This is a genomic window from Pseudomonas sp. GD03903 (genome assembly GCF_029840045.1).
Classification (GTDB): Bacteria; Pseudomonadota; Gammaproteobacteria; order Pseudomonadales; family Pseudomonadaceae; genus Pseudomonas; species Pseudomonas pseudonitroreducens.
Window position 1 is genome coordinate 116281 of the sequence record NZ_JAOCBT010000017.1, and the last position, 25552, is coordinate 141832.

The window sequence follows — 25552 nt, forward strand, 5'->3', positions numbered from 1 at the left end:
AAAAGTGCCGATTCGCGAGCGATCACCCAGAAACCCTTACCTCGCCGGTCAGCCGTCCAGCAATCCGCTCGCCCGATGTACCCGTCGCTCCGTCGCCGCTTCCAGCACCTGCCAGCCACGCCCGGCGCTGGCCAGGGTGAACCACTGGCGGGCGCGGGTGATGCCGGTATAGACCAGCTCGCGGGTGAGGATGGGGTTGAGGCTGTCGGGCAGCAACAGCGCAGCGTGGGTGAACTCCGAGCCCTGGGATTTGTGCACGGTCATGGCGAACACCGTTTCCACCGCCTGCAGGCGGCTGGGCAGGATCCAGCGGATGTTGTCGCTGCCGTCGCCCGCCGGGAAGGCCACGCGCGCCACCCAGCGCACCGAACCATCGTCAGCCGTCTGCGGCAGCGCCAGGGTGATGCCGATATCGCCGTTCATCAGGCCCAGGCCGTAGTCGTTGCGGGTGACCAGCACCGGGCGGCCGGCGAACCAGCCGTTCGCCGTGGTGATCAGCCCCTCGCGTTGCAGCAGATCGCCGATCAGGTTGTTCAGCCCCTCCACGCCCCAGGGCCCGCGCCGCAATGCGCAGAGCAACTGGAACTGGCCGTGGGCCTCGAGTACTGATCTTGCCCAGGAGTCCAGCGCAGCCTGGCCGGCGTCATGGGCCGGACGCGCGCCGCTGACCACGCGCAAGTAGTGGGCGTAGCCGACCGGGCCGAACAGGTCACCGCCACGCCCGCCGTCGATCACCAGGTCGCGCAGGCTGCGGGTTTCCTGGGCGTCCACGGCGATGCGGGCGAGGTCCTGGTGTTGCGCCTTCCAGACTTGGCGCAAAGCTGGGATATCGCCGGCGTTGACCGCTTCGGCCAGTTGGCCGATGCCGCTGCCGGCACTGAAGCGGTGACTGTGGCGGAGCATGGCCACCGCCTGGTCGAGGTCGCTGCCGGAGGCATCCAGCAGCACGTCGTCAATGGCTTCGCCGGTCACGGCTTGCAGCCAGTCGCGGGTGGCCGGGCGGTAGTGGCCTTCGCGGGCGCGGCTGCACAACTCGCCGAGCACCGCGCCGGCCTCCACCGAGGCCAACTGGTCCTTGTCGCCCAGCAGGATCAAACGGGCACGCGGCGGCAGGGCGGCCAGCAGCGCGGCCATCATTTCCAGATCGACCATCGAGGCTTCGTCCACCACCAGCAGCTCCAGCGCCAGCGGGTTGCCGGCGTGGTGGCGGAACTGCCGGCTGTCCGGGCGGCTGCCGAGCAGACGGTGCAAGGTAGTGACTTCGGTGGGGATCGCCGCGCGCGCGGCCTCGCCATTGGCCAGGCCGGAGAGGTCGAGGCGCTGCACGGCGCCGGCGATTGATTCGTTCAGGCGCGCCGCGGCCTTGCCGGTAGGCGCGGCCAGGCGGATGCGCAGCGCCCGGCCGCCCTCCCCCAGCGCCAGGCTTTGCAGCAGGGCGAGCAGCTTCACCACGGTGGTGGTCTTGCCGGTGCCGGGGCCGCCGGTGACGATGCCGAAGGCATTGCCGGCGACCAGCGCGCAGGCGAGTTTCTGCCAGTCTGCCGGGGCACCGGTTTTTTTCGGGAACAACGCCTCCAGCGCCTGGCGCAACTGGGCGACGGGCAGCGCCGCGCGCAGTGCGTCGCCCTGTTGCAGGCGCTGGTCGATAGCGCTGCGCACTTCGCGCTCGTACTGCCAGTAGCGACGCAGATACAGACGCCGGCCGGACAGCACCAGCGGCGTATCGCCGGGGCCGTCGCCGACCAGCCGCGGGTCGTCGAGCACGCTGCGCCAGGCGTCGAGATCGAAGCCTTCCAGCAGCACGCCGGGCAGCTCCGGGGCATCCTTCGCCGAGTCGCCTTCGGGCGGCAGTGAAAGAGCGAAGCGGCTGTCGGCCAGCGTTGCTTCCAGGTCGAGGCAGACGTGCCCACGCCCGAGCTGGTGGCTGGCCAGTGCGGCGGCGAGGATCAGCAGCGGGTTGGCGTCCGCCGCACGCTCGACCAGGAAGGTCGCGAAGGCGCGGTCCAGCTCGCGCAGCCAGCCGCGCTCGGCCCAGCGGCCGATCAGATCGAGCATTTCAGTGGTGCTCTTCATGCCTGCACCTCCGCGCGGAACAGGCGGTCCAGCTCATCCATCAGCGCCTTCGGCGGGCGTTCCAGGTACATGCCCTGGGTTGCCGAGGAACTGCCGCGCAGGAACAGGTACATCGCGCCTCCGATGTGGCGGTCGTAGTCATAGTCAGGCAGGCGCGCCTGCAGCAACCGATGCAGGGCGAACAGGTAGAGCGCGTACTGCAGATCGTAGCGGTGCTCCAGCAGCGCCTCGCGCAGCGCATCGTGCGTGTAGGCCTCGTCGTCGGCGCCCAGCCAGTTGGATTTGTAGTCGGCCACGTAGTAGCGGCCTTCGTGCTCGAAACCCAGGTCGATAAAGCCCTTGAGCATGCCGTTGAGCAGGTTCGCCTGCAGCGTCGGCCGCGCCACGCCGCCGAGGGTATGGCGGATCACCACGGCATCGAGGCGCTGGCTGTCGACGTTGCGGGTAGCGAACCAGAACTCCATTTCCTTCTGGAAGCTGGTCAGCCCGGCCAGGCTGACCGGCGCGGCGTCGGGCACGCGGAAGGCGGTGCGCAGGTACTGCCCGAGCCAGCCGCTGAGCGGCTCGATCCACTCCTCCCAGCCACGCAGGGCGCAGCGCCGGGCGACCTGGTCACGCAGCTGTTCTTCATCGACGTCGAAGTTTTCGTCAGCCGCCCACTCCAGCAGGCCATGGAGGAAGCTGCCGGGGTTCGCCCCGCGCGGGAAGGCGTGCAGGCTGAATGGCGCCGGCACGGCTTCCACCTCACGCAGGTCTTCCAGGCCGCTTTCGCGCAGCAGGTCCTCACTGGCGCTGATCGGCTCGTCGGCGGCCGGCGCCGGCGTGACGGCGCTGTCGTCCTCGCTGGCGCCCTCGGTGGCCAGGTTGGCCAGCGCGGAGTAGCTGGCGATCCACCATTTCTCCGCCACCCGGCGACGCGGCTCGCGGGCCGCGCCCAGCTCGCCGGCCGGTGCGCCGACGAACAGCTCGGAGCCGACTTGCGGTGCCGGCAGCAGGGCAATTTCCGCCTGGCCAGCCCGCAACTCGCCCAGGCGCGCAGTCACGTCCTCGACGCTCAGCGCGTTGCCGCCACCGAGCAGGTAGCCCATGGCGCCCTTGTGCAGCTCGGGGCTCTTGCTGTTGCTCATCACCAGCGGCGCCATGCCCAGCCATACCGCGTGGCGCGCACGGGTCAGGGCCACGTAGAGCAGGCGCATATCCTCGCTCAGGCGCTCGTCATTGGCCTGCTGGAAGGCCGCCTTGGCCTGCTCCTTGTCGCGGGACAGCTCGATTACCCGCGACTCGCCGGACTGGAAGCTCGGCGGCGTGCCGCTCTTGCCGTCCAGCTCGCGCCAGGTGCAGATGAAGGGCAGCAGCACCAGCGGATACTCCAGGCCCTTGGACTTGTGGATGGTCACCACCTTGATCAGGTCGGCGTCGCTTTCCAGGCGGAGGATTTCTTCGCTGGACGGGCTTTCCAGTTGCTCGGCCAGCACGCGCAGCAGCGCATGTTCGCCGTCCACTTCCACGGCCTCGCGCTGCAGCCATTCGGCCAGGTGCAGCAGGTTGGTCAGGCTGCGCTCGCCATCGCTCGCGCGCAGCAGGCGCGCCGGCAAGCTGAAGTCGGCGAGCAGGCGACGCAACATCGGCAGCACACCCTGCTGCTGCCAGAGCACGCGGTAGTCGCGGAAGCGCAGGACCATGTCTTCCCAGAAACGCTCGTCCTGGTTCAGCCGCTCCAGGGTCGCCCAGTCCAGCGCCAGGCTGCGGGTGGCCAGGGCGATGCGCAGGGCCGCGTCGTCGCCGGGGTCGGCGCAGGCGCGCAGCCAGTGCAGCAGGTCGACCGCCTCGGGGCTGTCAAACACCGAATCGCGGTCGGACAGGTAGACACTGGCGAGCCGGCGCCTGGCCAGTTCGCCGCGGATAGCCTCGGCCTCGCTGCGACCGCGCACGAGGATCGCGATGTCCGCCGGGCGCAACGCGCGCCATTGCCCCTCGGCATCGCGGAAACCGCTTTGCGTGGAGCTCAGCCAGCGCTGGATGGCGCTGGCGCTGCGCTCGGCCATCTGCTGGCGGTACAGCGTGGAGCCGCAGACCTGGCCATCGTTGTCCAGTTGCCAGAAGGTCATGGCCGGCGCTTCGCTGCCTTCGAGCAGCAGTGTCTCATCACGCCCGCGCGCGCCCACTTCGAGGAAGGGCACGGGGTTTTCCTGCCCTTCCACGGCAAAGCGAAACGCGCCGCGCGGGTGGCCTTCGGCGAACAGGAAGCAGCGGTTGGCCGCTTCGACCATCGCCAGCGTGGAGCGGTAGTTGGTACCCAGCGTGTAGTGCCGCCCGGCGGTAGCGGCGCGGGCGCGCAAGTAGGTGTGGATGTCGGCGCCACGGAAGGCATAGATCGCCTGCTTGGGGTCGCCGATCATGAATAGACCCAATTTCTTTTCTGAAGAGCCCTCTCGCGCGCTCTCGGCGATGCGGTAGACGCGCTCGAAGATGCGGTACTGCAGCGGGTCGGTGTCCTGGAATTCGTCGATCAGCGCCACCGGGAACTGCTCGCGGATACGCTCGGCCAGGCGCTCGCCGCCGCTGCCGGCGAGGGCGCGATCGAGGCGCACGAGCAGGTCGTCGAAGCCCAGTTCGGCGCGCTTCTGCTTCTCCGCTTCGAGGTTCTGGCGCACTTCATTGAGCGCATGCAGTAGCAGTTGCGGGCCGATCTCCGGGCGCTGTTCGGCGCGTTCCACCCAGGCGTCGATGGCCTGCAAGGCCGGGTGCTGCGGCACCACGGCCTTGGCTTTCACCTTGATTCGCGTCTGGCCGAACTTGACGAGATTGTCCGGCGCATCGGCGCCTTCGCTCCAGGCATCCAGCGCTTCGATCCAGCCGGCAAAGACGCTGTCGTCATCCTTGCCGCGATAACTGTTGCCGTTGAGGTCGCCACGCAGGTTGCGCAGCAGCTCGGCCACACCAGCACGGCCCGCCGCCCAGGCTTCGCGGGCGCGGGTCTCGGCGGCGTCGAGTTCGTCGTAGAACTGGCCGGTGGCCTCCAGCAGCTCGCCGAGGGAGGCCGGTGCGGTCAGCGGTTGATCGGCATAGCGGAACCCGGCTTCCTGTGCCGCCAGCAGCGGTTGCAGGGCGCGGGCCAGCGCTTCGGGGCCGGCGTAGCAATGGCGCACGGCATTGGCCGCCGCCACGCCCAGCGGGTAGAAGTTGCGCCGCCAGTAGTCGCGCACCGCTTCGGCGAGCAGTTCGCTCTGGTCGGCGGCCAGGTCCTGGGTGAACAGGCTGCCGCTGTCGAAGGCGTGCTCGCGCAGCATGCGGTAGCACCAGCTGTGGATGGTCGATACGGCGGCCTCGTCCATCCATTCGGCAGCCAGGCGCAGCAGGCGTGCGCAACCGGGCCAGCGCTCGGGCGCGTAGCCATCGCGCAGCTTCACCAGCAGGCCGTCGTGTTTCTCCCCGGGCTCGGCGAAGCAGCGCGCGGCCTCGCCCAGGCGCGCGCGGATGCGCTCGCGCAACTCCTGGGTCGCGGCCTCGGTGAAGGTCACCACGAGGATTTCCGGCGGGCTCAATGGCCGGCCGAAGGCGGCCTGCTCGCCGCCGTGGTCGAGAACCAGGCGCACGTAGAGCAGCGCGATGGTGAAGGTCTTGCCGGTGCCGGCGCTGGCTTCGATCAGCCGGCTGCCGTGCAGCGGGAAATCAAGGGGGTTGAGCTCTACAGCGCTCATTGTTCGGCCTCCTTGCGCTGCAGTATCGCGAACAGCGGTCCGTACAATGCCTCGGCCCAGGCGGCGAATTCCTCGCTGGCATTGAGCGCGGCGAAATCCGCGTAGACCCGCGCCAGGGCCGCCGAGGATGCCGCCTCGCCGCTCAGGTTGAAACCGCCGTCATAACGCTTGGCGGCTTCGCGGGCTGCACGTTCCTGATCTTCTCCAGCCGCCAGCCAGGCGAAGGCGGTTTTGCAGGCCACCGGCAGCGGACGGCTCATGCCCTGGAACCAGACGTCCAGCAGCGCGTCCAGTTCGGCGCGCGCCTCCTGCGCCGGCAGCGGCGGAAATTCCAGGGTGCCGGTCAGGCCGACCAGCACACTGGTCACCGGTTCGCCGCACAACTGCAACGCCAGGTGGCGCACCCAGGGGCGCACCAGCCCGTTCCACTTGTAGCCCTTGCCTTCGTGGAGTTTGCCGCTGACCAGTTGCAGGCTGGCGAGCTGGCCATCGGCGTTGCGGCGCAGGCCACCGAGCCAGTCGGCCAGTTCGATGCCGGCATGCTCATGCTGCAGCTCGCGCTGCTCCTCTTCCACCTGCGACCAGTGCTCCAGTTGCTCACGGTAACGCGCCAGCAGGTCGTGCAGCGGCGCCACCAGCGCCTGGGCGGAGAAGTCGCCGAAGGCCGCCAGCGGCAGCCGTCCTTCGCGGCGCAGGCGTTCGACCTGGCCGGTGAGTTGCGCGGCCAGTTGGTCGGCCTGCCAGTGCTGCTCCACCCATGGGCGCAGGCGTTCGCAGAGTTCGAATTGCAGCTGCCAGACGTCCAGCCCGTTCAGCTCGAAGGGCTCTTCGTCCTGGCCAGTCAGTTGCTCCTCGGCAAAGCGCACCTTGAGGCGCTGCAGGAAGAAGGCGCCAACCGGATTGGCGAGGAAGTCGGCAAGCACGCGCAGGCCGATGGGGGCGTCCAGCACGAGCGGCGACAACGGCGCGTCGCTCTTCTCGTCATCATGCTCGCGGTGCACGTCACGCCACTCGCGGGCATAGGTGTAGAGGCCGTCGATGCCGCGGTCGGCAGGCGCCTCGAAGTACGTCCGGCTGAAAGGTTGCAGCGGGTGCTCCAGGGTCAGGCCGTGCAGCAGGTCGCCGCCATCCGCACGCCGCCAGCCGGCGGCGAGATGGTCACGCAACTGGCCGACCAGCACCGAGGGCGGGCGCTCGGAATTGTCGCGGATGCTCCGCCCGACCCAACTGACGTAGAGCTGCCGGCGCGCCGAGAGCAGTGCTTCGAGCAGCAGGTAGCGGTCGTCTTCGCGCCGCGAGCGATCGCCGGGCCGGTAGTCGTTGCGCATCAGGTCGAAGTCCAGCGGCGACTGCGGGCGCGGGTAGTCGCCGTCGTTCATGCCCAGCAGGCAGACCAGCTGGAAGGGAATCGCGCGCATCGGCATCAGCGTGCAGAAACTCACCGCCCCGGCGAGGAAGCGCTGGTTCAGGCCGCCGGCATCCAGCCCGCCGAGCCAGGCCTCGCGCACCACCGAAAGCGGCAGCGGATCGCTGAAGCCGGCGTGGCCACAGGTTTCCAGCCAGCCTTCGAGCAACTGCAGGAGTTGCTGGCGAAGCAGCTCATCGTAGTCGTCGGTGACCTGGAAGAAGTCCTCCAGCAGCGTGCGCAAACGCTGCACCCAGGTGGCAGGATCGGCGTCCTCGGCGAGCAGCTCGCAGGCCTTTTCCAGCGCAGCGAGCAGGCCCGCCAATGGACCGAGCGCGGCAGCGTCGAGACCGCCGATTTCCGCGTAGGGCTGGATGCCCTGGAAGGCCTCGCCCTCGCCCACCGCAAAGCCCAGCAACATGCGCCGCAGGCCGAAGCGCCAGCTGTTGGCTTCGGCGGCGGCAGGCAGGCCGAGGCGTTCGCGCTGCTGGCCATCGAGGCCCCAACGCACCCCGGCGCCGTCGATCCAGCGGCGCAGCAGCGGCAGGTCGGCGTCGGCCAGGCCGAAGCGCGCGCGCACGGCGGCGACGTCCAGCAGGTCGAGGATTTCGCTCACGGCAAAGCGGCTGTCGGGCAGCCGCAGCAGGTGCTCCAGCGCCACCAGCAGCGGCTCGCGGCCGCGCTGCCCCTGGTCGGCCAGGGTGTAGGGGATGAAGCGTTTGTCGTCGCGCGGCAACTGGCCGAACACCGCTTCGATGTGCGGCGCGTAGGGGTTGATGTCCGGCACCATGACGATCACGTCGCGCGGGCGCAACGTCGGGTCGGCGTCGAAGCGTGCGAGCAGTTGGTCGTGGAGGATTTCCACTTCGCGCTGGGCACTGTGGGCAACATGGAAGCGCAGCGAATCGTCGGCCTGCGGGTCGACTGCCGGCCAGTGTTCGCGGGTTTCATCCAGCGGCCGCAGCTCCAGGATGTCGTCCTGCAATTGGCCAAGCAGGCTGCTCGGTGCCACCTCGCTGAACAGGTCGATGCGCCCATTGCTCACCGCGCCCAGGCGTGCGCGGTAGCTTTCCGGGTCGTCGTACTGGTCGAGCAGGTTGATGTAGTCGCGACCCTGCTTGCCCCAGGCCGCCAGCAGTGGCTGGGCGTACTGGTGTTGCTGGTCGTCGCTGAGCAGCTCCGGGGTACCGGCGCGGCGGCGCTGGCGGCGGTATTCGTGGCGCAGCAGGTCCTTGTCGGCAACGATGTCGGCCCAGTGGTGGCGGCAGGGGTTGTGCACGCAGAGCAGCACCTGCGCCTGACGCGCCAGCACGGCGAGCGCCTCGACGGTTTGCGCGGGCATGGCGGAAATGCCGAACACCACCACGCGACGCGGCAACCCTGGCAGCGGGTTTTCAGCGGATTTCAGTTTCCCGATGAAGCGCCCATGCACGCCGGCCCGGCTGGTGGCCAGGCCCTCAGGGCCGACGTCGTCGAGCAGCGCACGCCACAGGGCAGCCTGCCAGCGGTTGTCAGCGTCCAGCTCCTTCACGGTGCCGTTGGCCAGGCGCAGCTGGTCGACACCGCGGCTCCAGTCCTCCAGCCAGTCGGCGCGGTAGACCTGGTACTGGTCGAACAGGTCGGCCAGGCGCTCGGCCAACTGGTGGCGCTTGCGCAGGTCCGCGTCGTCGGCGAGGAAGCGCTGCAGGGTGGCAAACTCGCCCTGCTCCAGCAGGGTCGGCAGCAGGCGCATCAGGCGCCAGGTCAGCGGGCCCTTGTCGAGCACCGAGACTTCGGGAATTTCATCGCGGCCGAGTGCGCCGCGGTAGGCTCGCCAGAGAAACTGCGCCGGCAGTTGCACGTCCAGCGCAGCGGTGACGCCGCAGCCGCCCTCCTCCACGTCGCGCCCCAGCGCCAGCTTCAGCCACTGGGCGATGCCGTTGCTCTGCACCAGGATCACCTCGTTCTCCAGCGGCGCCAGCGGGTGCAGGCTCATCCACTGCACCAGCAGGTCGCGCAGCGCTTCCGGATGGTTGCCGTGGATCACCATCAGGCCGGGGGTCAGTCGCTGCTCGCTCATCGGATCTCCTGGGTCAGGCGGCGGCGATGGCGCACCGCGAGGGATGAGCGGCATTTCACCAAAAACCGTGGCCGCGAGCAGCCTTTTTCCCACTCGACGGAAGGATTTCCCCGTCGCCGCGAATCGCCTGACCTCTGCTGTCACGCAAACACGCTGGCAACCGGGCCTCTCCGACATTTTCGAAACTGACTGGATCACGGTTCGTTGCTCCGCCCAGCAGCTATGCTGATTCCACGGCCGTTCCAGGCCAGCCATGGAGGAAACGATGGGCAAGAAGAGCAAAGCGAAGAACCCGGTCCCCGAACAGACCGGGAAGATGAAGAACAAGGATTACGAAGAGCACCTGCGCAAGCTGTCCGTGGAACTGGTCAAGCTGCAGCAATGGGTAGTCCACAAGGGGCTGAAGGTCTGCATCGTCTTCGAGGGCCGCGACGGCGCCGGCAAGGGCGGCACCATCAAGGCCCTCACCGAGCGCGTCAGCCCGCGGGTGTTCCGCGTGGTGGCATTGCCCACGCCCACCGAACGGGAGAAATCCCAGCTCTACGCCCAGCGCTACATCCGCCACCTGCCTTCGGCCGGCGAGGTGGTGATCTTCGACCGCAGCTGGTACAACCGCGCCGGCGTCGAGCGGGTGATGGGCTTCTGCACCGAGGAGCAGGCCGACAAATTCCTCGCCGTGACCCCGCTGTTCGAGCGGATGCTCACCGAATCGGGAATCATCCTGTTGAAGTTCTGGCTGGAGGTCAGCCCCGAGGAGCAGGAGCGCCGCCTGAAGGATCGCATCACCGACGGCCGGAAGATCTGGAAGCTCTCGCCGATGGACGTGAAATCATTCACCCGCTGGGACGAGTACACCCGCGCCCGCGACCTGATGTTCGCCGCCACCGACTCGCCCTGGGCGCCCTGGATCGTGGCACCGTCCGAGGACAAGAAGCGCGTGCGCCTGAACGTCATCAGCCACGTCCTCAAGCACGTGCCTTACAAGGACCTCCCCCGCGAGGAAGTGAAGCTGCCCAGGCGCGGCAAGATCGGCAAGTACAAGAGCCCCGACTATCCGATCCACTACATCGAAGAGAAATTCTGATGGCAACCGGGGCCGGCACACGCCGGCCCCGGATCGTTCGGATCTGGTGACTACTTGCGCACGCCCGAGCGGCCTTTTTGCAGGGGCGGACTCTGTCCGCGATGTGCCACCGGCCAGCATCGAGCGGTCGGAAATCGATCGCGGACAGAGTCCGCTCCTACGTGAAAGTTCTGCGCTCGGGTCGGCCCTCACCCTGGCTCGGGTGAGGGGATGCATTGGTCCGGACTCCCCAGGAAAAGGCGGTTGTTCCCACCTTGTGCCCACCTCAGGCAATGGAGCTCAGATAACCCTCGACCTCAGCGCCCAGCCACCCGGCAAAGGCCGCCACCTTGGACTGGGTCGACTCGCGCTCCGGCCAGACCAGCCAATAGGGGAAGCCATAGGGCACGCGCAGGTCGCTCAGAGCCACCAGTTCGCCGCTTTCCAGCGCGCCGGCCACCAGGCTGCGCCGCTCGAGGCCGATGCCCTGCCCCATGCGCACGGCTTCGATGCTCAGGTTGGAGTCGTTGACCACGAATTCCGCCGGCTCCTGGGGTACCGTCACCCCTGCCGCCTGGCACCAGCCCAGCCAGGATTCGAAGCCGGTGATACGCGGGCAGCGCAGGATTTCCTCGGGGGTGCGAGGCAACTGGCCGCCGTTGAAATCCGGCGCGGCAACGACCACCACTTCGTCCTCGAACAGGTACTCCTGCGCGAGCCCCTCCCAATGCCCCTGGCCAATGCGGATTGCCACGTCGGCCAGGCCCTGGCGCAGGTCCATGACCTCCAGGCTGGCCAGCAGGCGCAGGCGGTACTGTGGATAATTCGCGCGGAACGCCGGCAGGCGCGGCAGCAACCACTTCTGGCCGAACGACGGGGTCAGCGCCACCACCAGCTCATCCTCGCCCGGACGTGCCTTCGCCAGGCGGGTCGCTTCGGCAATATCGCGTAGCGCGCCGCGAATCTGCAGGGCATACAGGCGGCCCTCTTCGCTCAGGCGCAAGCCGCGGCCTTCGCGCTGCAGCAGGGTGATCCCCAGCAAGCCCTCCAACTGGCGCACCTGCTGGCTGATGGCCGAGTGGGTGACGTGCAGTTCATTGGCGGCGAGGGTCACGCTGCCGAGCCGGGCAACGGCCTCGAAACTGCGCAGGGAAGCGAGCGGAGGCAATGCGCTCATGTAAGTTTTCCTAACCGAATCGGTCACTAATCGTCGCTATTACCCAACGGTCAAAGCCGCTAGATTCATGGCCATCGCGCGGAGGACCGCGCCAGCCACCATGCAATTTCCACTAACAGGATGTGCCCATGCAACAGAAGCTTCCGCACCTGATTGGCATGCTCGACTCGCCCTACGTGCGCCGGGTCGCCATCACCCTGCGCCTGCTTGGCATCGAGTTCAGCCACCAGTCGCTGTCGGTGTTCCGCACCTACGAGGAATTCCGCGGCATCAACCCGGTGGTGAAGGCGCCGACCCTGGTCATGGGCGATGGCCAGGTGCTGATGGACTCGACTCTGATCATCGATTGCTTCGAACAACTGGCCGGGCGCAGCCTGATGCCCAGCGAGCCGGCCGCGCGGGTGCGCGCCACACGCCTGCTGGGCCTCGCCCTGGCGGTCATGGAGAAGGCGGTGCAGCGTTACTACGAACAGCAGCGGCCACAGGACAGGCAGCTCGCCAGTTGGCAGGAAAGGGTCGACCAGCAGTTGCACGCCGCCCTGGCGCAACTGGAGAGCGAACTGCGCGAAATGTCGCTGGATGCTGCCGCGCCGCTGGACCAGGCCGGGCTGAGCATCGCGGTGGCCTGGACCTTCGTGCAGCTGCTGCACTCGGAAGATATCCCGGCGGACAGCTACCCGGCGGTAGCCGACTGGGCGCAGCAGGCTGAAGCGCTGGAGGTGTTCAAGGCGTTCCCGCCGGCCTGATCCCCTGGCACGGGGCATAGGAGCGGACTCCGTCAGCGATGGGTTCCCGGCGCGCCTGTGAGCTATCGCGGACGGAGTCCGCTCCTACGCTCTCTGAGACTCAGTCCTTGGGCAGCTCCTCATGCCGCTGCCGGGTGAAGCGCAACAGGCCGAAGCAGATGACGAAGCCGCAGAGCGCCAGCCCGGCTGCCGCCAGGAAGATCGAAGGGTAACCGTGGCGGGCGGCGACCAGCCCCATCAACGGCCCGGCAACGCCCATCGCCAGGTCGAAGAACAGCGCGTAGGCGCCCAGCCCCGCGCTGCGGCTGCTGGCCGGGATACGCAGCACAGCCTCGACCCCCAGCGACGGATAGACCAGCGACAGGCCACAACCGGTGAGCGCCGCCCCCAGCAGCGCGAAGCCTGGCCCCGGCGCCTGCCAGAGCAGCAGCAGGCCGAAAACCTCCACCGCCAGGCAGACCACCGCCACGGCAAAGCCGCCGAAGCGATTGACCGTACCGGAAAAGATCAGCCGCGCGCCGACGAAACAGACGCCGAAGGCGGTCAGGCACCAGGCCGGGTTCGCCCAGCCCTGGCTGCCGTAATACAGGGTGATGAAGGTTGCCAGGGTGCCGAAACCGATGGAGCCGAGCATCACGCACATCCCGTAGGGCAGTACCCGGCCGAGCACTGCGTGGAAGGCCATGCGCGTGCCGGCGATGGTCGGCACCTCGGCCCGTCCTCGGGCCGCCAGCCAGCCCAGCGCGGTCAGCAGCAGGATGCTCACGCCCAGGCTCCACAGGCCCAGCGATGCCGACATGGTCACCCCCAGCGGCGCACCGATGGCGATTCCGCCGTAGCTGACGATGCCGTTCCAGGAAATCACCCTGGCGGTATTCTGCGTACCCACCAGCGCAATGCCCCAGCTCGCGGTGCCGATCCCCAGCAGCCCCTGCGCCAGGCCGAACAGCAGGCGGCTGCCGAGCAACAGCGCCAGGCTCAGCCAGGCCACGGAATCGACACTGGTGGACGCCAGCACCAGCACTCCGCCCATCCCCAGCACACCCAGGCCATACAGCACGGCGCGCTTGGCCCCGTAGGTATCGGCCAGGTAGCCCGCCAGCGGCCGCGACAGCAGCGTGGCGATGTACTGCAGGCCGATGACCACGCCGGCGACTAGGGTGGAGTAGCCCAGGTCTTCGTGGACGAAGCCGGGCAACACCGGCAGCAGCAGGCCGATGCTCAGGAACAGGACGAAGGTGAAGACGACGGTGGCGAGAATGCGCAGGGTGACGGAGGCAGTTCGCTGCTCGGACGAGCTCATGGACGGGCCTGACGGTGGGTAGCAGTACGAGTGGCGGGACAGATTGAAAGCAGGCTATCTATTTCCGTCGCGATTGCCAATCCGAACCTTGCTTGCCGCCCGCGGCTCCTATAGTTGTTCCATTGCCGCGCGCCGTAGCGGTGCGCTCCACCTGCAGCAAGGAGATCGTCATGGATACCAGCCAGCACAGCCTGGGCGCCCTGTTCAAGCAACTGGGGCTGCCCGACGGGCGCCAGGAGATCGACGCCTTTCTCGGCAGCCACCGCCTCGCCGAAGGCCAGAAACTGCCGGACGCGCCATTCTGGAACGCCGCCCAGGCGCAATTCCTGCGCGAGGCGCTGCAGCAGGACTCGGACTGGACTGAAGAAGCCGACGAACTGGCGGTGCGGCTGTCCGACTGATCCGCCGCTACCTCACTTGAGATAGGAGCGCAGCACGCCCATGACCTGCTCCAGGTCTTCGTGGCGCTGCGCGGCGGTGCGGTCCTCGGCCCCCAGGTGGTCGCGCAGGTGGCCCTCGAGCACCTCGGCCATCAGGCCGTTCACCGCGCCGCGGATGGCAGCTATCTGCTGCAGGATCGCCGCGCATTCGCTGCCCGCCTCCAGCGCCCGTTCCAGCGCCTCGCTCTGGCCCTTGATGCGCCGCACCCGGGTCAACAGCTTCTTCTGGTCCTTGATGGTATGTCCCACGCTCAAACTCCAAAGGTATACTGGGGTATAGTATCCAGACTGAATCTACGGACCATCATCATGCAGCACGCCGCCCACCCGCAAGACGGTCGCCACGACCACCAGTTCCACGAAGGCAATCCCCTGGCCGAACGCAACACCCTGCGCGCCGCGCTGCTGACGGTTGTGATGATGGTGGTGGAGATTGCCGGCGGCTGGATCTTCAACTCCATGGCGCTGCTGGCGGACGGCTGGCACATGAGCTCCCACGCCCTGGCACTGGGGCTGGCGTTCTTCGCCTATGTGGCGGCGCGGCGCTTCAAGGGCGACGCGCGCTTCGCCTTCGGCACCTTCAAGATCGAGATTCTCGCCAGCTACACCAGCGCCATCCTGCTGCTGGGCGTGGCGGTGCTGATGATGTTCGAGTCCGTGGCGCGGCTGCTCTCGCCTTCACCGATCCATTACCAGCAGGCCATCGTCATCGCGGTGATCGGCCTGCTGGTGAACCTGGCCTGTGCCTGGCTGCTGCGCGGCGAGCACCATCACCATGGCCATGAGCACGGACATGACCACGCTCACCACCACGGCCACGACCATGGCCACGACCTGAACCTGCGCGCCGCCTACCTGCACGTGCTGGCCGATGCCGCCACCTCGGTGGCCGCGATCATCGCCCTGATCGGCGGCCTGATCTGGGGCGCCGCCTGGCTCGACCCGCTGATGGGCATGATCGGCGCCGTGCTGGTGGCCGTCTGGTCGGTCGGCCTGCTCAGGCAGAGCGGCCGGGTGTTGCTGGACGCGGAGATGAACGACCCGGTGGTGGAGGAAATCCGCGAGGTGGTCGCCGCGCTGCCGCAACCGGCGCGGATCACCGACCTGCACCTGTGGCGCGTCGGCAAGTCGCGCTACGCCTGCATCCTCAGCCTCGCCAGCAGCAGTGACCTAACGCCCGAGCTGGTGCGCCAGCGCCTGCAGGTGCACGAGGAACTCGCGCACATCACGGTGGAGATCAACCCGATCCCCGCCTGAGAGCAGCCGGGGAAAGACCGGAAGTCGTGGCGGCTTTGACGACCGCCACGCCGCTGCGGCCTAATGCGCAGCCTGTCGAACCGCGATCGCCTGCCCGCATGTCCAGCTCCCGCTTCTCAACTGCCCAGCAACGCGCCAGCATCCTGCACCTGCCCGCCGGCCCCTGGACGACGGTGCTCGATTGCCTGTGCGCGCGCTTCCCGGCGATCAGCCGCGACACCTGGCTGGACCGCATGGCGCGCGGCAAGGTGCTGGACAACGACGGCCAACCCATCGGCCCCGAGCATGCGTATCGCGAAGCGCTGCGCATCCATTACTTCCGCGAGGTGCCGCAGGAAGCACCGATCCCCTTCCAGGAAAGCATCCTGTATGCCGACGAACACCTGGTGGTGGCAGACAAGCCGCACTTCCTGCCGGTGACGCCCGCGGGCCAGTACGTCGAGGAGACCCTCCTCGCCCGCCTCGCCAGGCGCCTGGACAACCCGCAGTTGGTACCGCTGCACCGCATCGACCGGCTCACCGCCGGGCTGGTGCTGTTCTCCGCCAACCCGGACAACCGCGATGCCTACCAGGCGCTGTTCCGCGAACGGCGCATCGACAAGATGTACGAAGCCATCGCGCCGGCGCTGCCGGAGCGGGAGTTTCCCCTTGTACATCGTTCGCGAATGGTCGAGGGCGACCCCTTCATCCGCATGCAGGAAGTGGACGGCACGCCCAACAGCGAAACGCGCATCGAAGTGCTCGAGCGCCGCGGCGACCTGTGGCGCTATGGATTGCACCCGGTTTCCGGCAAGCGCCACCAGTTGCGCGTGCACATGTCGGGGCTGGGCGCGGCGCTGTGCTTCGACCCGCTCTATCCGACCCTGCCGCCGCGCGGCGAACGCCCGCCGGAGGACTTCGACAAGCCGCTGAAGCTGCTAGCCCGGCAGCTGGCGTTCCGCGATCCGCTCACCGGCGAGGCGCGGCATTTCAGAAGCCAGCTGGAGCTCTCCTGGCCTTCCATCAATTTCATCGATGGTCACCCTTAAGGCGATCCATTTCCGTCGATAGTGGCCCGGGTGTTTTCATAGCTCCACCCCAAGGAGAGAAAGCATCGGGAGCCGAACATGAGCTACAGCGCCAAGTCCTTTTCCGCCCTCGTCAACGCCCTGCGTGCCGACGGCATCACCCGTCCCGAACAGATGGCCCGCCAGCCCTTCCGCAATGCCCAGGGCTTCTGGTCCGCGGTGGCGAAGAAATGAACCTCGTGCGGCGACTCCCGCCTGCGCTGCGCATGGATGCGGTGATCGTCCTCTACGCACTGGCCACCGCCTGGCTGGTTTTTTCCGGGTTGTAGGCCCGGTCAGGTTCGCGAGCAAGCTCGCTCCTACCAGGAGCTTGCCGAGGTGCCCCCCCTGTAGGAGCGAGCTTGCTCGCGAACCGGCCACAAACAAAAAAGGGCAGCCACGGCTGCCCTTTTCGTATCCCACGCGGCCCTGCCGCGTTCCATCCTTACTTCTTCAGACAGGTGCTCATGAACGCCTTGCGTTCATCGCCCTTGAGCGCCTTGGTGGTTGCATCGGCATTGCAGGACTTCATCTTCTCCTGCTGCGGGGTCATCTTCTTGGCGTCGCCGCCGCCAGCCTTCAGGCAAGTGCTCATGTACGCCTTGCGCTCATCGCCTTTCAGCGTCTTGGCGGTGGCATCGGCGTTACAGGACTTCATCTTCTCCTGCTGCGCGGTCTGCGCGGCGGTGGCAGCAAAGCCTTGCGCCGAAAAGAGCAGGGCCAGGACGAGCAGCGGAATCCGAACGGTGGTCATGGAGTGGTCTCCCAGGATGGAATTGCCACTCTGAGCGTAGCTCGCAGCCCAGCATTCGCGAGGCCTGTAACGCGGCAGCTCAGTTCGCGGCGCCAGCTCCGTGACGCCTTTTGCGGCGCAGAAATTTAAAATGGTTATATATAAATTCTAATTGATAATTTTTTGAAATAACAAAAATGCCGCAGTATGGCGCTGCCACCCCTTCGGTACGCCAGGAACCCACCATGTCGCTGTTGACCCTTCCCAATGCCCGCGAGCAAACCAAGTCGGTCCGCGCCACGGTGCTGGTGTTCAAGGACCCGCGCTCGCAGGAGCTGCTCAACCGCATCGAACGCCTGGCGCCCAGCGAAGCCAATGCGCTGATCATCGGCGAGACCGGCACCGGCAAGGAGCTGGTCGCGCGGCATATCCACAAGCTCAGCCGCCGCAGCGGCGCGCCTTTCGTGGCGGTCAACTGCGGCGCCTTTTCCGAGACGCTGGTGGAGAGCGAGCTGTTCGGCCACGAGAAAGGCGCCTACACCGGCGCCACCAGCAGCAAGGCGGGCTGGTTCGAGTCGGCCAACGGCGGCACGCTGTTCCTTGACGAAATCGGCGACCTGCCGCTGAACATGCAGGTGAAGTTGCTGCGCGTGCTGCAGGAGCGCGAAGTCGTCCGCCTGGGCTCGCGCACACCGGTGCCGATCAATGTCCGCGTGGTCGCCGCGACCAACGTCAACCTGGCCGACGCCGTGGTCGCCGGGCACTTTCGCGAGGACCTGTTCTACCGCCTGCACGTCGCCACGATCCGCCTGCCTCCGCTGCGCGAACGCCCTGGTGACATCCTGCCGCTGGCCGAATTCTTCCTTGAGGAGCACTGCCAGCGCCTGGGCTACAACCGCGCGTCCCTGAGTCCCGAAGCCGAGCGCAAACTGCTCGGCCACACCTGGCCGGGGAACATCCGCGAGCTGGAGAACGCCATCCACCATGCCCTGCTGGTCTGCCGCAACCAGCAGGTGCAGCCGGGCGACCTGCAACTGGCCGAGCTGCCATCGGCGCCGCGCCACGAAGCCCTGCGCCACGAGGCCTTCCCCCACGCCCTGGCTCCCCGGGTCGAGGCCACCCTGGAGCAGGCGTTGCTGGAACTGTTCGAAAGCAACAAGCCCGACCTCTACGAGCACGTCGAGGAAGTGCTGTTCCGCACCGCCTACCACTTCTGCCACGGCAACCAGTTGCAGACCGGCCGTCTGCTGGGTATCAGCCGCAACATCGTCCGCGCGCGCCTGGAAAAGATCGGTGAACTGAACCTCAGCCGCACCGGCTGAGGTCGGTTCAGCCCGCGCCAGCCGTGGGCCGAAACCGTCCGTCGGTGATCCCCGCCCGGCCTCCCCCTGCGAAAGGTTATAATCCGCGCCGTTTTTTCCGCCGGCACGCCAGTGCAATCTGAGCGTCTACACTGCCAGGACGACGTCCCGGCGCGACGTTGATCGCCAGTGCACGACCCATTGTCACCGGCTTCGAGCCATCAGTTTTTTCATCAGCTTCTTGTCATCAGGAACCACCGTGACCAAAGACGAACTGCGCGCGGAACTGGAGCGCCAGGAGCAACGTTTCAAGGATGAACAGGGCGGCGAAGTGAAGCTTTATGCCGCCCAGCCCGAACCGGAAAGAAAGCCCTGGCGCAAGCGCCCCAGCGTGCAGGACAAGGCCTTCGACCGGGAACTGGAAAGAATCGAAGAAGAACGACTGAAAAAGGATCAGGAAGCCGCTTCCCTTTAAATCGCAGGTACGGCTCCAGGCCTGAAGACTGCCCCTGAATCCACCCAGGGAAGTCCACGGGCGATGGACGAGCGGCGCTCCGTGGGGGAGCCCGCCGGTTGGCCTGCAAACACTCATCCGATGGGCCGGCGGCCCGCGTGGAAGCATTGCAAACTTTTTCCACCTTGCCTGAAAGCGCCGTGCGACGAGGCGTCGCGCAAATTGGAGAAACCGTTTCAGGCTAAATACGGTGCTCCAAGCTTCTGGCATAATCGCCGCCCCGTCTCCGACCGGTCATAGAATTTTCATGTTCGATCTTTTCAGCGGACTCGATCTCTGGGTGGGTATCAGCCTGGTGCTGGCACTCACATTCGTCCTGGCGTTCGAGTTCATCAACGGCTTCCACGACACCGCCAACGCGGTGGCCACGGTCATCTACACCAAGGCCATGTCCCCGTACCGCGCGGTGATCCTCTCCGGCATCTTCAACTTCCTGGGCGTGTTGCTCGGCGGCGTCGGTGTCGCCTACGCGATCGTCCACCTGCTGCCGGTGGAACTGCTGATCAATGTGAACACCGGCCATGGTCTGGCCATGGTGTTCTCGCTGCTCGCCGCCGCCATCACCTGGAACCTGGGTACCTGGTACTTCGGCATCCCGGCGTCCAGCTCGCACACCCTGATCGGCTCGATCCTCGGCGTGGGCCTGGCGAATGCACTGATCAACGGCGTACCGGTGGCCGACGGGATCAACTGGGGCAAGGCCATCGATATCGGCCTGTCGCTGATCTTCTCGCCGCTGGCCGGCTTCCTGGTCGCCGGCGCCCTGCTGATCGGCCTGAAGTGGCTGTATCCGCTGTCGAAGATGCACAAGACGCCGGAAACCCGCCGCGACGTCGACGAGAAGAAGCACCCGCCGTTCTGGAACCGCCTGGTGCTGGTGATCTCGGCCATGACCGTGAGCTTCGTGCACGGCTCCAACGACGGCCAGAAGGGCATCGGCCTGATCATGCTGGTGCTGATCGGCATCGTCCCGGCGAAGTTCGTCCTCGACCTGAACAGCACCACCTACCAGATCGAGCGCACCCGCGACGCCGCCATCCACCTGCAACAGTTCTACAACCGCCACTCCGACACCCTTGGCGAGATGCTCGCCCTGGGCAAGGCCGGTGAAGCGGACCTGCCGGACCTGTACCGCTGCGAACCGAAGCAGACCGAAGCGACCCTCAAGGGCCTGCTGAGCGACCTGCACGGCGTTTCCAGCTACACCGAACTGAACGACGACGAGCGCGTCCAGGTACGCCGCTACCTGCTCTGCCTGGACGACACCGCGAAGAAGGTCGGCAAGCTGTCCGAGCTGCCATCGCGCGAGAAGGCGGACCTGGAGAAGCTGCGCAAGGACCTGACCAGCACCACCGAGTACGCGCCCTTCTGGGTAATCATCGCGGTGGCCCTGGCCCTGGGCATCGGCACCATGGTCGGCTGGAAGCGCGTGGTGCTGACAGTCGGCGAGAAGATCGGCAAGCAGGGCATGACCTACGCCCAGGGCATTGCCGCCCAGCTCACCGCAACCGCCGCCATCGGCATGGCCAACATCTACAGCCTGCCGGTGTCCACGACGCACGTTCTATCCTCGGGCGTGGCGGGCACCATGGTGGCGAACCGCAGCGGCCTGCAAGGCAGCACCATCCGCAACATCCTCATGGCCTGGGTACTGACCCTGCCGGTGTCGATCGCGCTGGCCGCCGGCCTGTTCTGGCTGTCCTCGCGCTTCATCGGCTGAGCCCGCGTCGCGCACCCCGAAAAACGCCTGCATCCGCAGGCGTTTTTCATTTCCGGGTGCTCAGAGGTTGATCGTCTGCCGCGGCAGGCGGATGACGAAACGGGCGCCGCCGCGGAAGTTGTCCACCGACAGGCTGCCGCCCATGTTGCGGATCAGGTCGTGGCTCACCGACAGCCCAAGCCCCGTTCCCTTGCCGACGGGCTTGGTGGTGAAGAAAGCCTCGAAAATCCGCTCGATCACCGCCGGGTCGATGCCACCGGCGTTGTCGCGCACGTGCAATTCCACCCAGCCAGTGTCGGTGCAGGGTTCCTGCGACACACCAACCCAGCGCGCGCCCTCGTCCGCACGCCCGAGCAGCGCATCACGGGCGTTGGCCAGCAGGTTGATCAGCACCTGCTCCAACTGGTCGGCATAGCCGCGCACCACCACGCGTTGCGCCGGTGGCCGGCACTCCAGGCTGATGCCTTGCTGCGTCAGGCTTTCGCCGAGCAACGCAACGGCGCCTTCACAGGCGTCGTAGGGGTCGAAGGGCGCGGCTTCCAGCTCCGACTTGCGGCTGAACACCCCCATGTGGCTGATCACCCGCGACAGCCGGTCGATCTGCGCGTCGGCGCGCTCCAGCTTCTCCTTCAGGTATTCCGGTTCGCCGAGCTTCTGCCGGGCGTTGTAGAGAGACATGCGCATGACGTGCAGCGGCTGTTTCATCTCGTGGGCCATGCCGCTGACCATCTCGCCCAGGCTGGCCATCTTCGCGCCCTGGGCCAGTTGCTGCTGGGCGTGGCGCACGGCGGTATTGTCGCGGCCTACGGCCTGCACCTCGACCAGCCGCCCTTCGGCGTCCTGCAATGGCCGCTCCGACCAGATCAGCCAGAGGTTGCGTTGGCCGGAAAGACAGAATCGCAGCTCCCAGGAGTCGTCCGCCGTGCTCTTGCCGCCGCCCACCAGGCGCGCGCGCAAGGCACTGCAATCCTGCTCCGACAGCCACTCGTCAAGCCTGCGGCCACGCAGCGCCTCCACCGGCTCACCCAGCACCTGGGCGAAGGTGTGGTTGATGAAGGTCAGTTGCAGGTCTGGATCGTAGCGACAGATCAACGCCGGCGAATCCTCCACCAGCACCCGATAGCGCTCTTCGCTCTCGGCGATCTGCATTGCCGCGAGGCGCTGCTCGGTGACATCCAGCCAGAGGCCGACCGCCTCCTGTGGAATGCCCTGGATATCGCGCAACAGCTTGGCCTCGTCGTACAGCCAGTGCCACTCGCCGGCGCTGTCGCGCAGGCGGTACTCGGTGCGCACGCGGCCTTCGCGCAACAGCTCGCGGCCGCGGTCGAGAAAGGTTTCCAGGTCCTCGGGATGCACCCGCTCGGCCAGCGCCTGCCAGTTCTGCCCGAGCAGGTCGAGGCCGAACAGGTTGCCGGCGCTCTCGCTGTAGAACTCGGGGATCAGGTGCCCCTCCTCCACCCGCTGCACATAGATCACCACTGGCGCGCTATCGATCAGGTTGCGCAACCGCGCGTGGGCAGCCAGCGCCTGTTCTTCCTGCAACTTGCCCTCGCTGATATCCAGCAGCACGCCGTCCATCAGCTGGTCGCCGGCGCGGGCCTGCCGCCGGCCCTGCAGGCGTAGCCAGCGGCGCGTCTGGGTAGAGGCGGCTTCGCGCAAACGCAGGTCCTGGACCAGCCGCCCGCCTGGCTGCAGGTTGCGCAGGCGCAAACTCAGCTCATCGGCATCAGCCGGGTGCAATTGGCTCAGCAGGTCAGCCAGCGCCAGCTGCAGTTGCCCGGCGGGCAACCCCAGGCTCGCCGCCACCGCTGGCGACAGTTCGAACAGCCCGTCGTCGACGCGCAACCGCCACCAGCCACCGCCGACCATCTCCTGCAGCAGGTTCAGGCGCCGGCTGCTGTCACGCAGGCTGTGCAGTTCGGTGCGTTCGTGAACCAGGTTGGTGAGGATCTCTGCCAGGTACTGCCAATCGCTCGGCGACAGTCCCGGCCAGCTGCCGCCATGCTCCATCGGTTCGGCCAGCAGCCCGGCCAGGCGTCCACCGCGCACCGGCGCCGGGATCAGGTAGAGAAGGTCGCAGCACAGCGACCGGAGCAACTCCGATGGGCTGTCGTCCGCCCCCAGCAGGCAGGCGCCGCTGGCCGCCCGCAGCTCGTCGCCGGGTACCGCCAGGTTTTCCCGCAGCAGGCTGTCGAAGCCGGGCTGCACGTAGCAGGCGAAGACCCGCAGGCTCTGGTCCGGGGCTTCCAGCAGCAGGGCCATGCTGCGCATGTGGAAGTTGCTGCAGAAGGCTTCCAGCACTTCGCTGACCGCCTCGCCGAGGCGGCGCTGCGAGCTGTGCCGCAGGCGGGCGAGGAGCAATTTGCTGAGGTTCAGGCACTGCAGCTTGTGCTGCTGACTGTCGGACTGCCAGTTCAGGTCGGAGATATCCGTGCCGAGCAGCAGGCAATGCTCGTTGGCCTGCAGGACCGCCTGAAAACGGCAGACCAGCGGCAGGTCGCCGGTGCTGCGCAGCACCAGGTCGAGGCGCTCGCCGCCGCGCAGGCTGGAGACCTGCATGCCGCCAGGGATGCGGCGGTCCAGGTAATCGCCCAGCCCCGGCAGATCACCATTGCCCGGCACCGGCGGCAGGAGCCGGTGAGCCTGGCTGCCGCCACGGGCAATCACCCGATCGCGGCTATCGAGCTCCAGCCAGAGGTCCCAGTGGCCGCTCGGCAGCGGTTGGGCCAGCTCCTCCAGCGGCAGCGCCGGGCGCCGGCGAGCCGCCAGGGGCCGACTGGGTAGCGGGTTGTCGATCAGCTCCTGCTGGCCGCGCGACCTTGATCGCCAGAAATCAAACATCCAGAGCCTCAGAGCAGGACGCTGGCGGTGCCGCTGAGCACATCAGGCAGGCGCGGCACCGTGCCGATTCCCGGCAGCGTCAGCAGCGGCACGATGGGCGTGGTGGCGTAGGGATAGCTGACGCACACCTGGATGCGCGTGTACTGGCGACCCGAGACCGTTTCTGTCACCGGCGTCGCCATGAACTCGCCGTTGTAACAGCCGTTGCGCCAGCTTGCCGGCATCCAGCTCAGGCGCTGCGTCACCGCCCGGTCCACGGCGGACTTCAAGGCAGCGTTGTAGTTCGGCACCTGCGGGTTCACCGAAACGGCAAGACGCGCGCCGGCCGCCGCGGCATCGTTGAACGACTGCAGCATCAGCAGCGGCACGCAATAGCCGAGCAGGCCGTAGAGCACCGCGAAGAACAGCACGAATACGCCGGCAAACTCGATGGCCATCGCGCCTCGCTGCCCGCCACGCCCGCCGACTCCGTTCATGCGCAATACTCCCAGGCCAACTTCCAGCTTGAATGATCGTTCAACTTATCGGCGCGGCAAAACTTTACTGAAGATACTCGCCGTCGGATAAATTCCACTACCGAGCAATACTAGGCGCTCTTGCTGAATTCGCCCTCCTGCTGAGCAGAGTAACGTTACGAGCCAAATTCGATTGCTTATGGCTTGAATTGCAATATAGCGCTGGAATAGCCGATACCTTAAAACTCCACACAGCGCTTCGAATTCGCCGAACGAGACAAGGAAACGCTCGATGCTGTTCAAACTCTGCCTGCTGGGCTGGTTCGCGGTGTGTGCCTATCAGGACCTCACACGGTTGCGTGTGAGCAACTGGCTGACCCTCGGCGGGGCGCTGGCGGCCCTGCTGTTCCTGATGCTCGAGGGGCATACGCTGACCGGCTTCACGCCACTTGCCGCAGCAGTGGCGGCGCTGCTCGCAGCGCTGCTCACGGTGCCGGGCTACTGGCTGGGGAAGCTGGGTGCAGCCGATGTGAAACTGCTGGTCGCCCTGGCCCTGGCCAGTGATCCGCTGACGCTGCTGTACACCCTGGCGCTGGCCTGCCTGTTCTGCGTGGGGCTGATGTTCGCCAGCAAACTTTTGATTGATTCGGACAAAGTACCGGTTAATTGCAAATCGCAATTAGCCCGTCTGCGACCGTCAAAGTTCAAGTCATTCCCCTTCATCTTTGCGCTATTCGCCGGTCTTCTGACGACCCTGTCGTTCGTCCATTAAAATTGAATCCGACAATTGGCAGAATCCAAACTTAACGACTATATGCTAAGGGTTAATACCACCTATCGCCTGATGGGACGATTCGGCTGCGGTTATTGAACAGCCGGACGATAAAAACAATGGAAGTATTCTTTCAAGGAGCGTGCAGTCATGGACAAAACGGCCAATCGCCGTTTCAGCGTGCTGGTCATCGATGACGAGCCTCAAGTCACCAGCGAGCTTTCCGAGTTGCTGGAGAACAGCGGCTACCGCTGCGTAATCAGCGACAGCAAGGACAGCGCCCTGCAGAAATTCCGCGATGACACCTCGATCGGCCTGGTGATCTGCGACCTGGGCCTGGGTCGCGACAATGGCATCCGCGTGGTCGAGGCGCTCAAGGACCTGGCCGGCTCGACGCGGTTCTTCGAGACCATCATCCTCACCGGCCAGCAGGGCAGCCAGGAAGTGATCGAGGCCATGCGCGTGGGTGTCGCCGATTACTATCAGAAGCCGGTGGCGCCGATGGACCTGCTCAAGGGTCTGGAGCGCCTGGAAGCCCGCCTGCACGAACGCATCCGCAGCCAGCTCAGCCTGAGCCATGTGAACCAGCGCCTGGAGTACCTTGCCGAATCGCTCAACTCGATCTCGCGGGATATCCACAAGATCAAGTACGAGGTCCATGGCAGCGGCCAGCCGGCCAGCAGTGGCGCGCTCAAGCAGGAACAGCCCGAGCCGGCCGCCAGCGGCGCGCCGAGCAACGCGGAGCAGATGACACCGGTGGTCAACAACCCGCTGTTCAACAAGCTCTCGCCGCGTCAGCAGGCGGTGGCGCGCCTGGTGAGCAAGGGGCTGACCAACTACCAGATCGCCTACGACCTGGGCATCACCGAGAACACCGTGAAGCTCTATGTCTCCCAGGTGCTGCGGCTGATGCACATGCACAACCGCACCCAGCTCGCCCTCGCCA

At 66.7% G+C, this 25552-nt stretch carries 20 protein-coding genes; 11 read left to right on the forward strand and 9 right to left on the reverse strand.

The genetic code is table 11. The features are described from left to right. Positions 1 to 48: 48 nt before the first annotated feature. Genes recD through recC form a run of 3 tightly spaced genes read right to left on the reverse strand, consistent with a single transcriptional unit; the run spans position 49 to position 9238 of the window. Positions 49 to 2073 carry an exodeoxyribonuclease V subunit alpha gene (gene recD, locus N5C91_RS23290; protein ID WP_279832296.1) on the reverse strand — a complete coding sequence of 675 codons (2025 nt, stop codon included), beginning with the start codon at positions 2071 to 2073 and terminating at the stop codon, positions 49 to 51. Next, a complete protein-coding gene (recB, locus tag N5C91_RS23295) occupies positions 2070 to 5774 on the reverse strand; it encodes an exodeoxyribonuclease V subunit beta (RefSeq protein WP_279832297.1) in 3705 nt (1234 codons plus the stop codon). Before recB ends, recD begins: the two co-directional genes overlap by 4 nt. Then, positions 5771 to 9238 carry an exodeoxyribonuclease V subunit gamma gene (recC, locus tag N5C91_RS23300; protein ID WP_279832299.1) on the reverse strand — a complete coding sequence of 1156 codons (3468 nt, stop codon included), beginning with the start codon at positions 9236 to 9238 and terminating at the stop codon, positions 5771 to 5773. Before recC ends, recB begins: the two co-directional genes overlap by 4 nt. A gap of 265 nt (positions 9239 to 9503) precedes the next feature. Here recC and ppk2 point away from each other — a divergent pair, with 265 nt between their 5' ends. After that, positions 9504 to 10322, forward strand: a complete 819-nt coding sequence (gene ppk2, locus N5C91_RS23305) for a polyphosphate kinase 2 (RefSeq protein WP_236200773.1) — start codon at positions 9504 to 9506, stop codon at positions 10320 to 10322. Positions 10323 to 10587: 265 nt separating this feature from the next. On the opposite strand, the gene N5C91_RS23310 is transcribed toward ppk2, so the two are convergent. After that, on the reverse strand, positions 10588 to 11478 hold the full coding sequence (locus tag N5C91_RS23310; RefSeq protein WP_279832303.1) for a LysR substrate-binding domain-containing protein: 891 nt from the start codon (positions 11476 to 11478) through the stop codon (positions 10588 to 10590). Positions 11479 to 11606: 128 nt separating this feature from the next. On the opposite strand from N5C91_RS23310, the gene N5C91_RS23315 reads away from it, so the two are divergent. After that, entirely contained in the window at positions 11607 to 12224 is a 618-nt protein-coding gene (locus N5C91_RS23315) for a glutathione S-transferase family protein (protein ID WP_279832305.1), read from the forward strand. 100 nt (positions 12225 to 12324) lie between these two features. On the opposite strand, the gene N5C91_RS23320 is transcribed toward N5C91_RS23315, so the two are convergent. Continuing rightward, positions 12325 to 13527, reverse strand: a complete 1203-nt coding sequence (locus tag N5C91_RS23320) for an MFS transporter (RefSeq protein ID WP_279832306.1) — start codon at positions 13525 to 13527, stop codon at positions 12325 to 12327. Positions 13528 to 13697: 170 nt separating this feature from the next. On the opposite strand from N5C91_RS23320, the gene N5C91_RS23325 reads away from it, so the two are divergent. Beyond that, on the forward strand, positions 13698 to 13928 hold the full coding sequence (locus tag N5C91_RS23325) for a DUF2789 domain-containing protein (RefSeq protein WP_236174795.1): 231 nt from the start codon (positions 13698 to 13700) through the stop codon (positions 13926 to 13928). Between the two features lie 12 nt (positions 13929 to 13940). Here N5C91_RS23325 and N5C91_RS23330 read toward each other — a convergent pair whose 3' ends face one another. Further along, a complete protein-coding gene (locus tag N5C91_RS23330) occupies positions 13941 to 14216 on the reverse strand; it encodes a metal/formaldehyde-sensitive transcriptional repressor (protein WP_024764116.1) in 276 nt (91 codons plus the stop codon). Positions 14217 to 14276: 60 nt separating this feature from the next. Here N5C91_RS23330 and dmeF point away from each other — a divergent pair, with 60 nt between their 5' ends. The 3 genes from dmeF (at position 14277) to N5C91_RS23345 (ending at position 16465) form a co-directional block, all read left to right on the forward strand. Continuing rightward, positions 14277 to 15224: a CDF family Co(II)/Ni(II) efflux transporter DmeF gene (gene dmeF / locus N5C91_RS23335; RefSeq protein WP_279832310.1), complete on the forward strand. Its 948-nt coding sequence runs from the start codon at positions 14277 to 14279 to the stop codon at positions 15222 to 15224. A 98-nt stretch (positions 15225 to 15322) separates the two neighbouring features. Then, positions 15323 to 16252 (forward strand): pseudouridine synthase, encoded by a 930-nt coding sequence (locus tag N5C91_RS23340; protein ID WP_236200777.1) that lies wholly within the window; start codon positions 15323 to 15325, stop codon positions 16250 to 16252. Between the two features lie 78 nt (positions 16253 to 16330). Beyond that, complete coding sequence (locus N5C91_RS23345; RefSeq protein ID WP_017519380.1) at positions 16331 to 16465, forward strand: hypothetical protein; 135 nt, start codon at positions 16331 to 16333, stop codon at positions 16463 to 16465. A 250-nt stretch (positions 16466 to 16715) separates the two neighbouring features. On the opposite strand, the gene N5C91_RS23350 is transcribed toward N5C91_RS23345, so the two are convergent. Then, the gene (locus N5C91_RS23350; protein ID WP_236174792.1) at positions 16716 to 17024 is read right to left on the reverse strand and encodes a PsiF family protein; all 309 of its coding nucleotides are present in this window, start codon (positions 17022 to 17024) and stop codon (positions 16716 to 16718) included. 224 nt (positions 17025 to 17248) lie between these two features. On the opposite strand from N5C91_RS23350, the gene N5C91_RS23355 reads away from it, so the two are divergent. The 3 genes from N5C91_RS23355 to N5C91_RS23365 all read left to right on the forward strand — a co-directional run bounded on the left by N5C91_RS23355 (position 17249) and on the right by N5C91_RS23365 (position 20538). After that, on the forward strand, positions 17249 to 18325 hold the full coding sequence (locus N5C91_RS23355) for a sigma-54 dependent transcriptional regulator (protein ID WP_236174791.1): 1077 nt from the start codon (positions 17249 to 17251) through the stop codon (positions 18323 to 18325). Positions 18326 to 18563: 238 nt separating this feature from the next. Further along, a complete protein-coding gene (locus N5C91_RS23360) occupies positions 18564 to 18779 on the forward strand; it encodes a hypothetical protein (protein ID WP_236174790.1) in 216 nt (71 codons plus the stop codon). Between the two features lie 286 nt (positions 18780 to 19065). Beyond that, on the forward strand, positions 19066 to 20538 hold the full coding sequence (locus N5C91_RS23365; protein ID WP_236174789.1) for an inorganic phosphate transporter: 1473 nt from the start codon (positions 19066 to 19068) through the stop codon (positions 20536 to 20538). 60 nt (positions 20539 to 20598) lie between these two features. Here the strand turns inward: N5C91_RS23365 and N5C91_RS23370 are convergent, their stop codons facing one another. Both N5C91_RS23370 and N5C91_RS23375 read right to left on the reverse strand, forming a co-directional pair. Further along, positions 20599 to 23379, reverse strand: coding sequence for an ATP-binding protein (locus N5C91_RS23370; protein ID WP_279832313.1), 2781 nt, complete (start codon positions 23377 to 23379; stop codon positions 20599 to 20601). Positions 23380 to 23387: 8 nt separating this feature from the next. After that, on the reverse strand, positions 23388 to 23855 hold the full coding sequence (locus N5C91_RS23375) for a TadE/TadG family type IV pilus assembly protein (RefSeq protein ID WP_236174787.1): 468 nt from the start codon (positions 23853 to 23855) through the stop codon (positions 23388 to 23390). A 271-nt stretch (positions 23856 to 24126) separates the two neighbouring features. Here N5C91_RS23375 and N5C91_RS23380 point away from each other — a divergent pair, with 271 nt between their 5' ends. Continuing rightward, a complete protein-coding gene (locus N5C91_RS23380; RefSeq protein ID WP_275094717.1) occupies positions 24127 to 24606 on the forward strand; it encodes a prepilin peptidase in 480 nt (159 codons plus the stop codon). A gap of 150 nt (positions 24607 to 24756) precedes the next feature. Further along, the coding region (locus tag N5C91_RS23385) for a response regulator transcription factor (protein ID WP_279832317.1) at positions 24757 to 25552 on the forward strand (796 nt) is incomplete at its 3' end.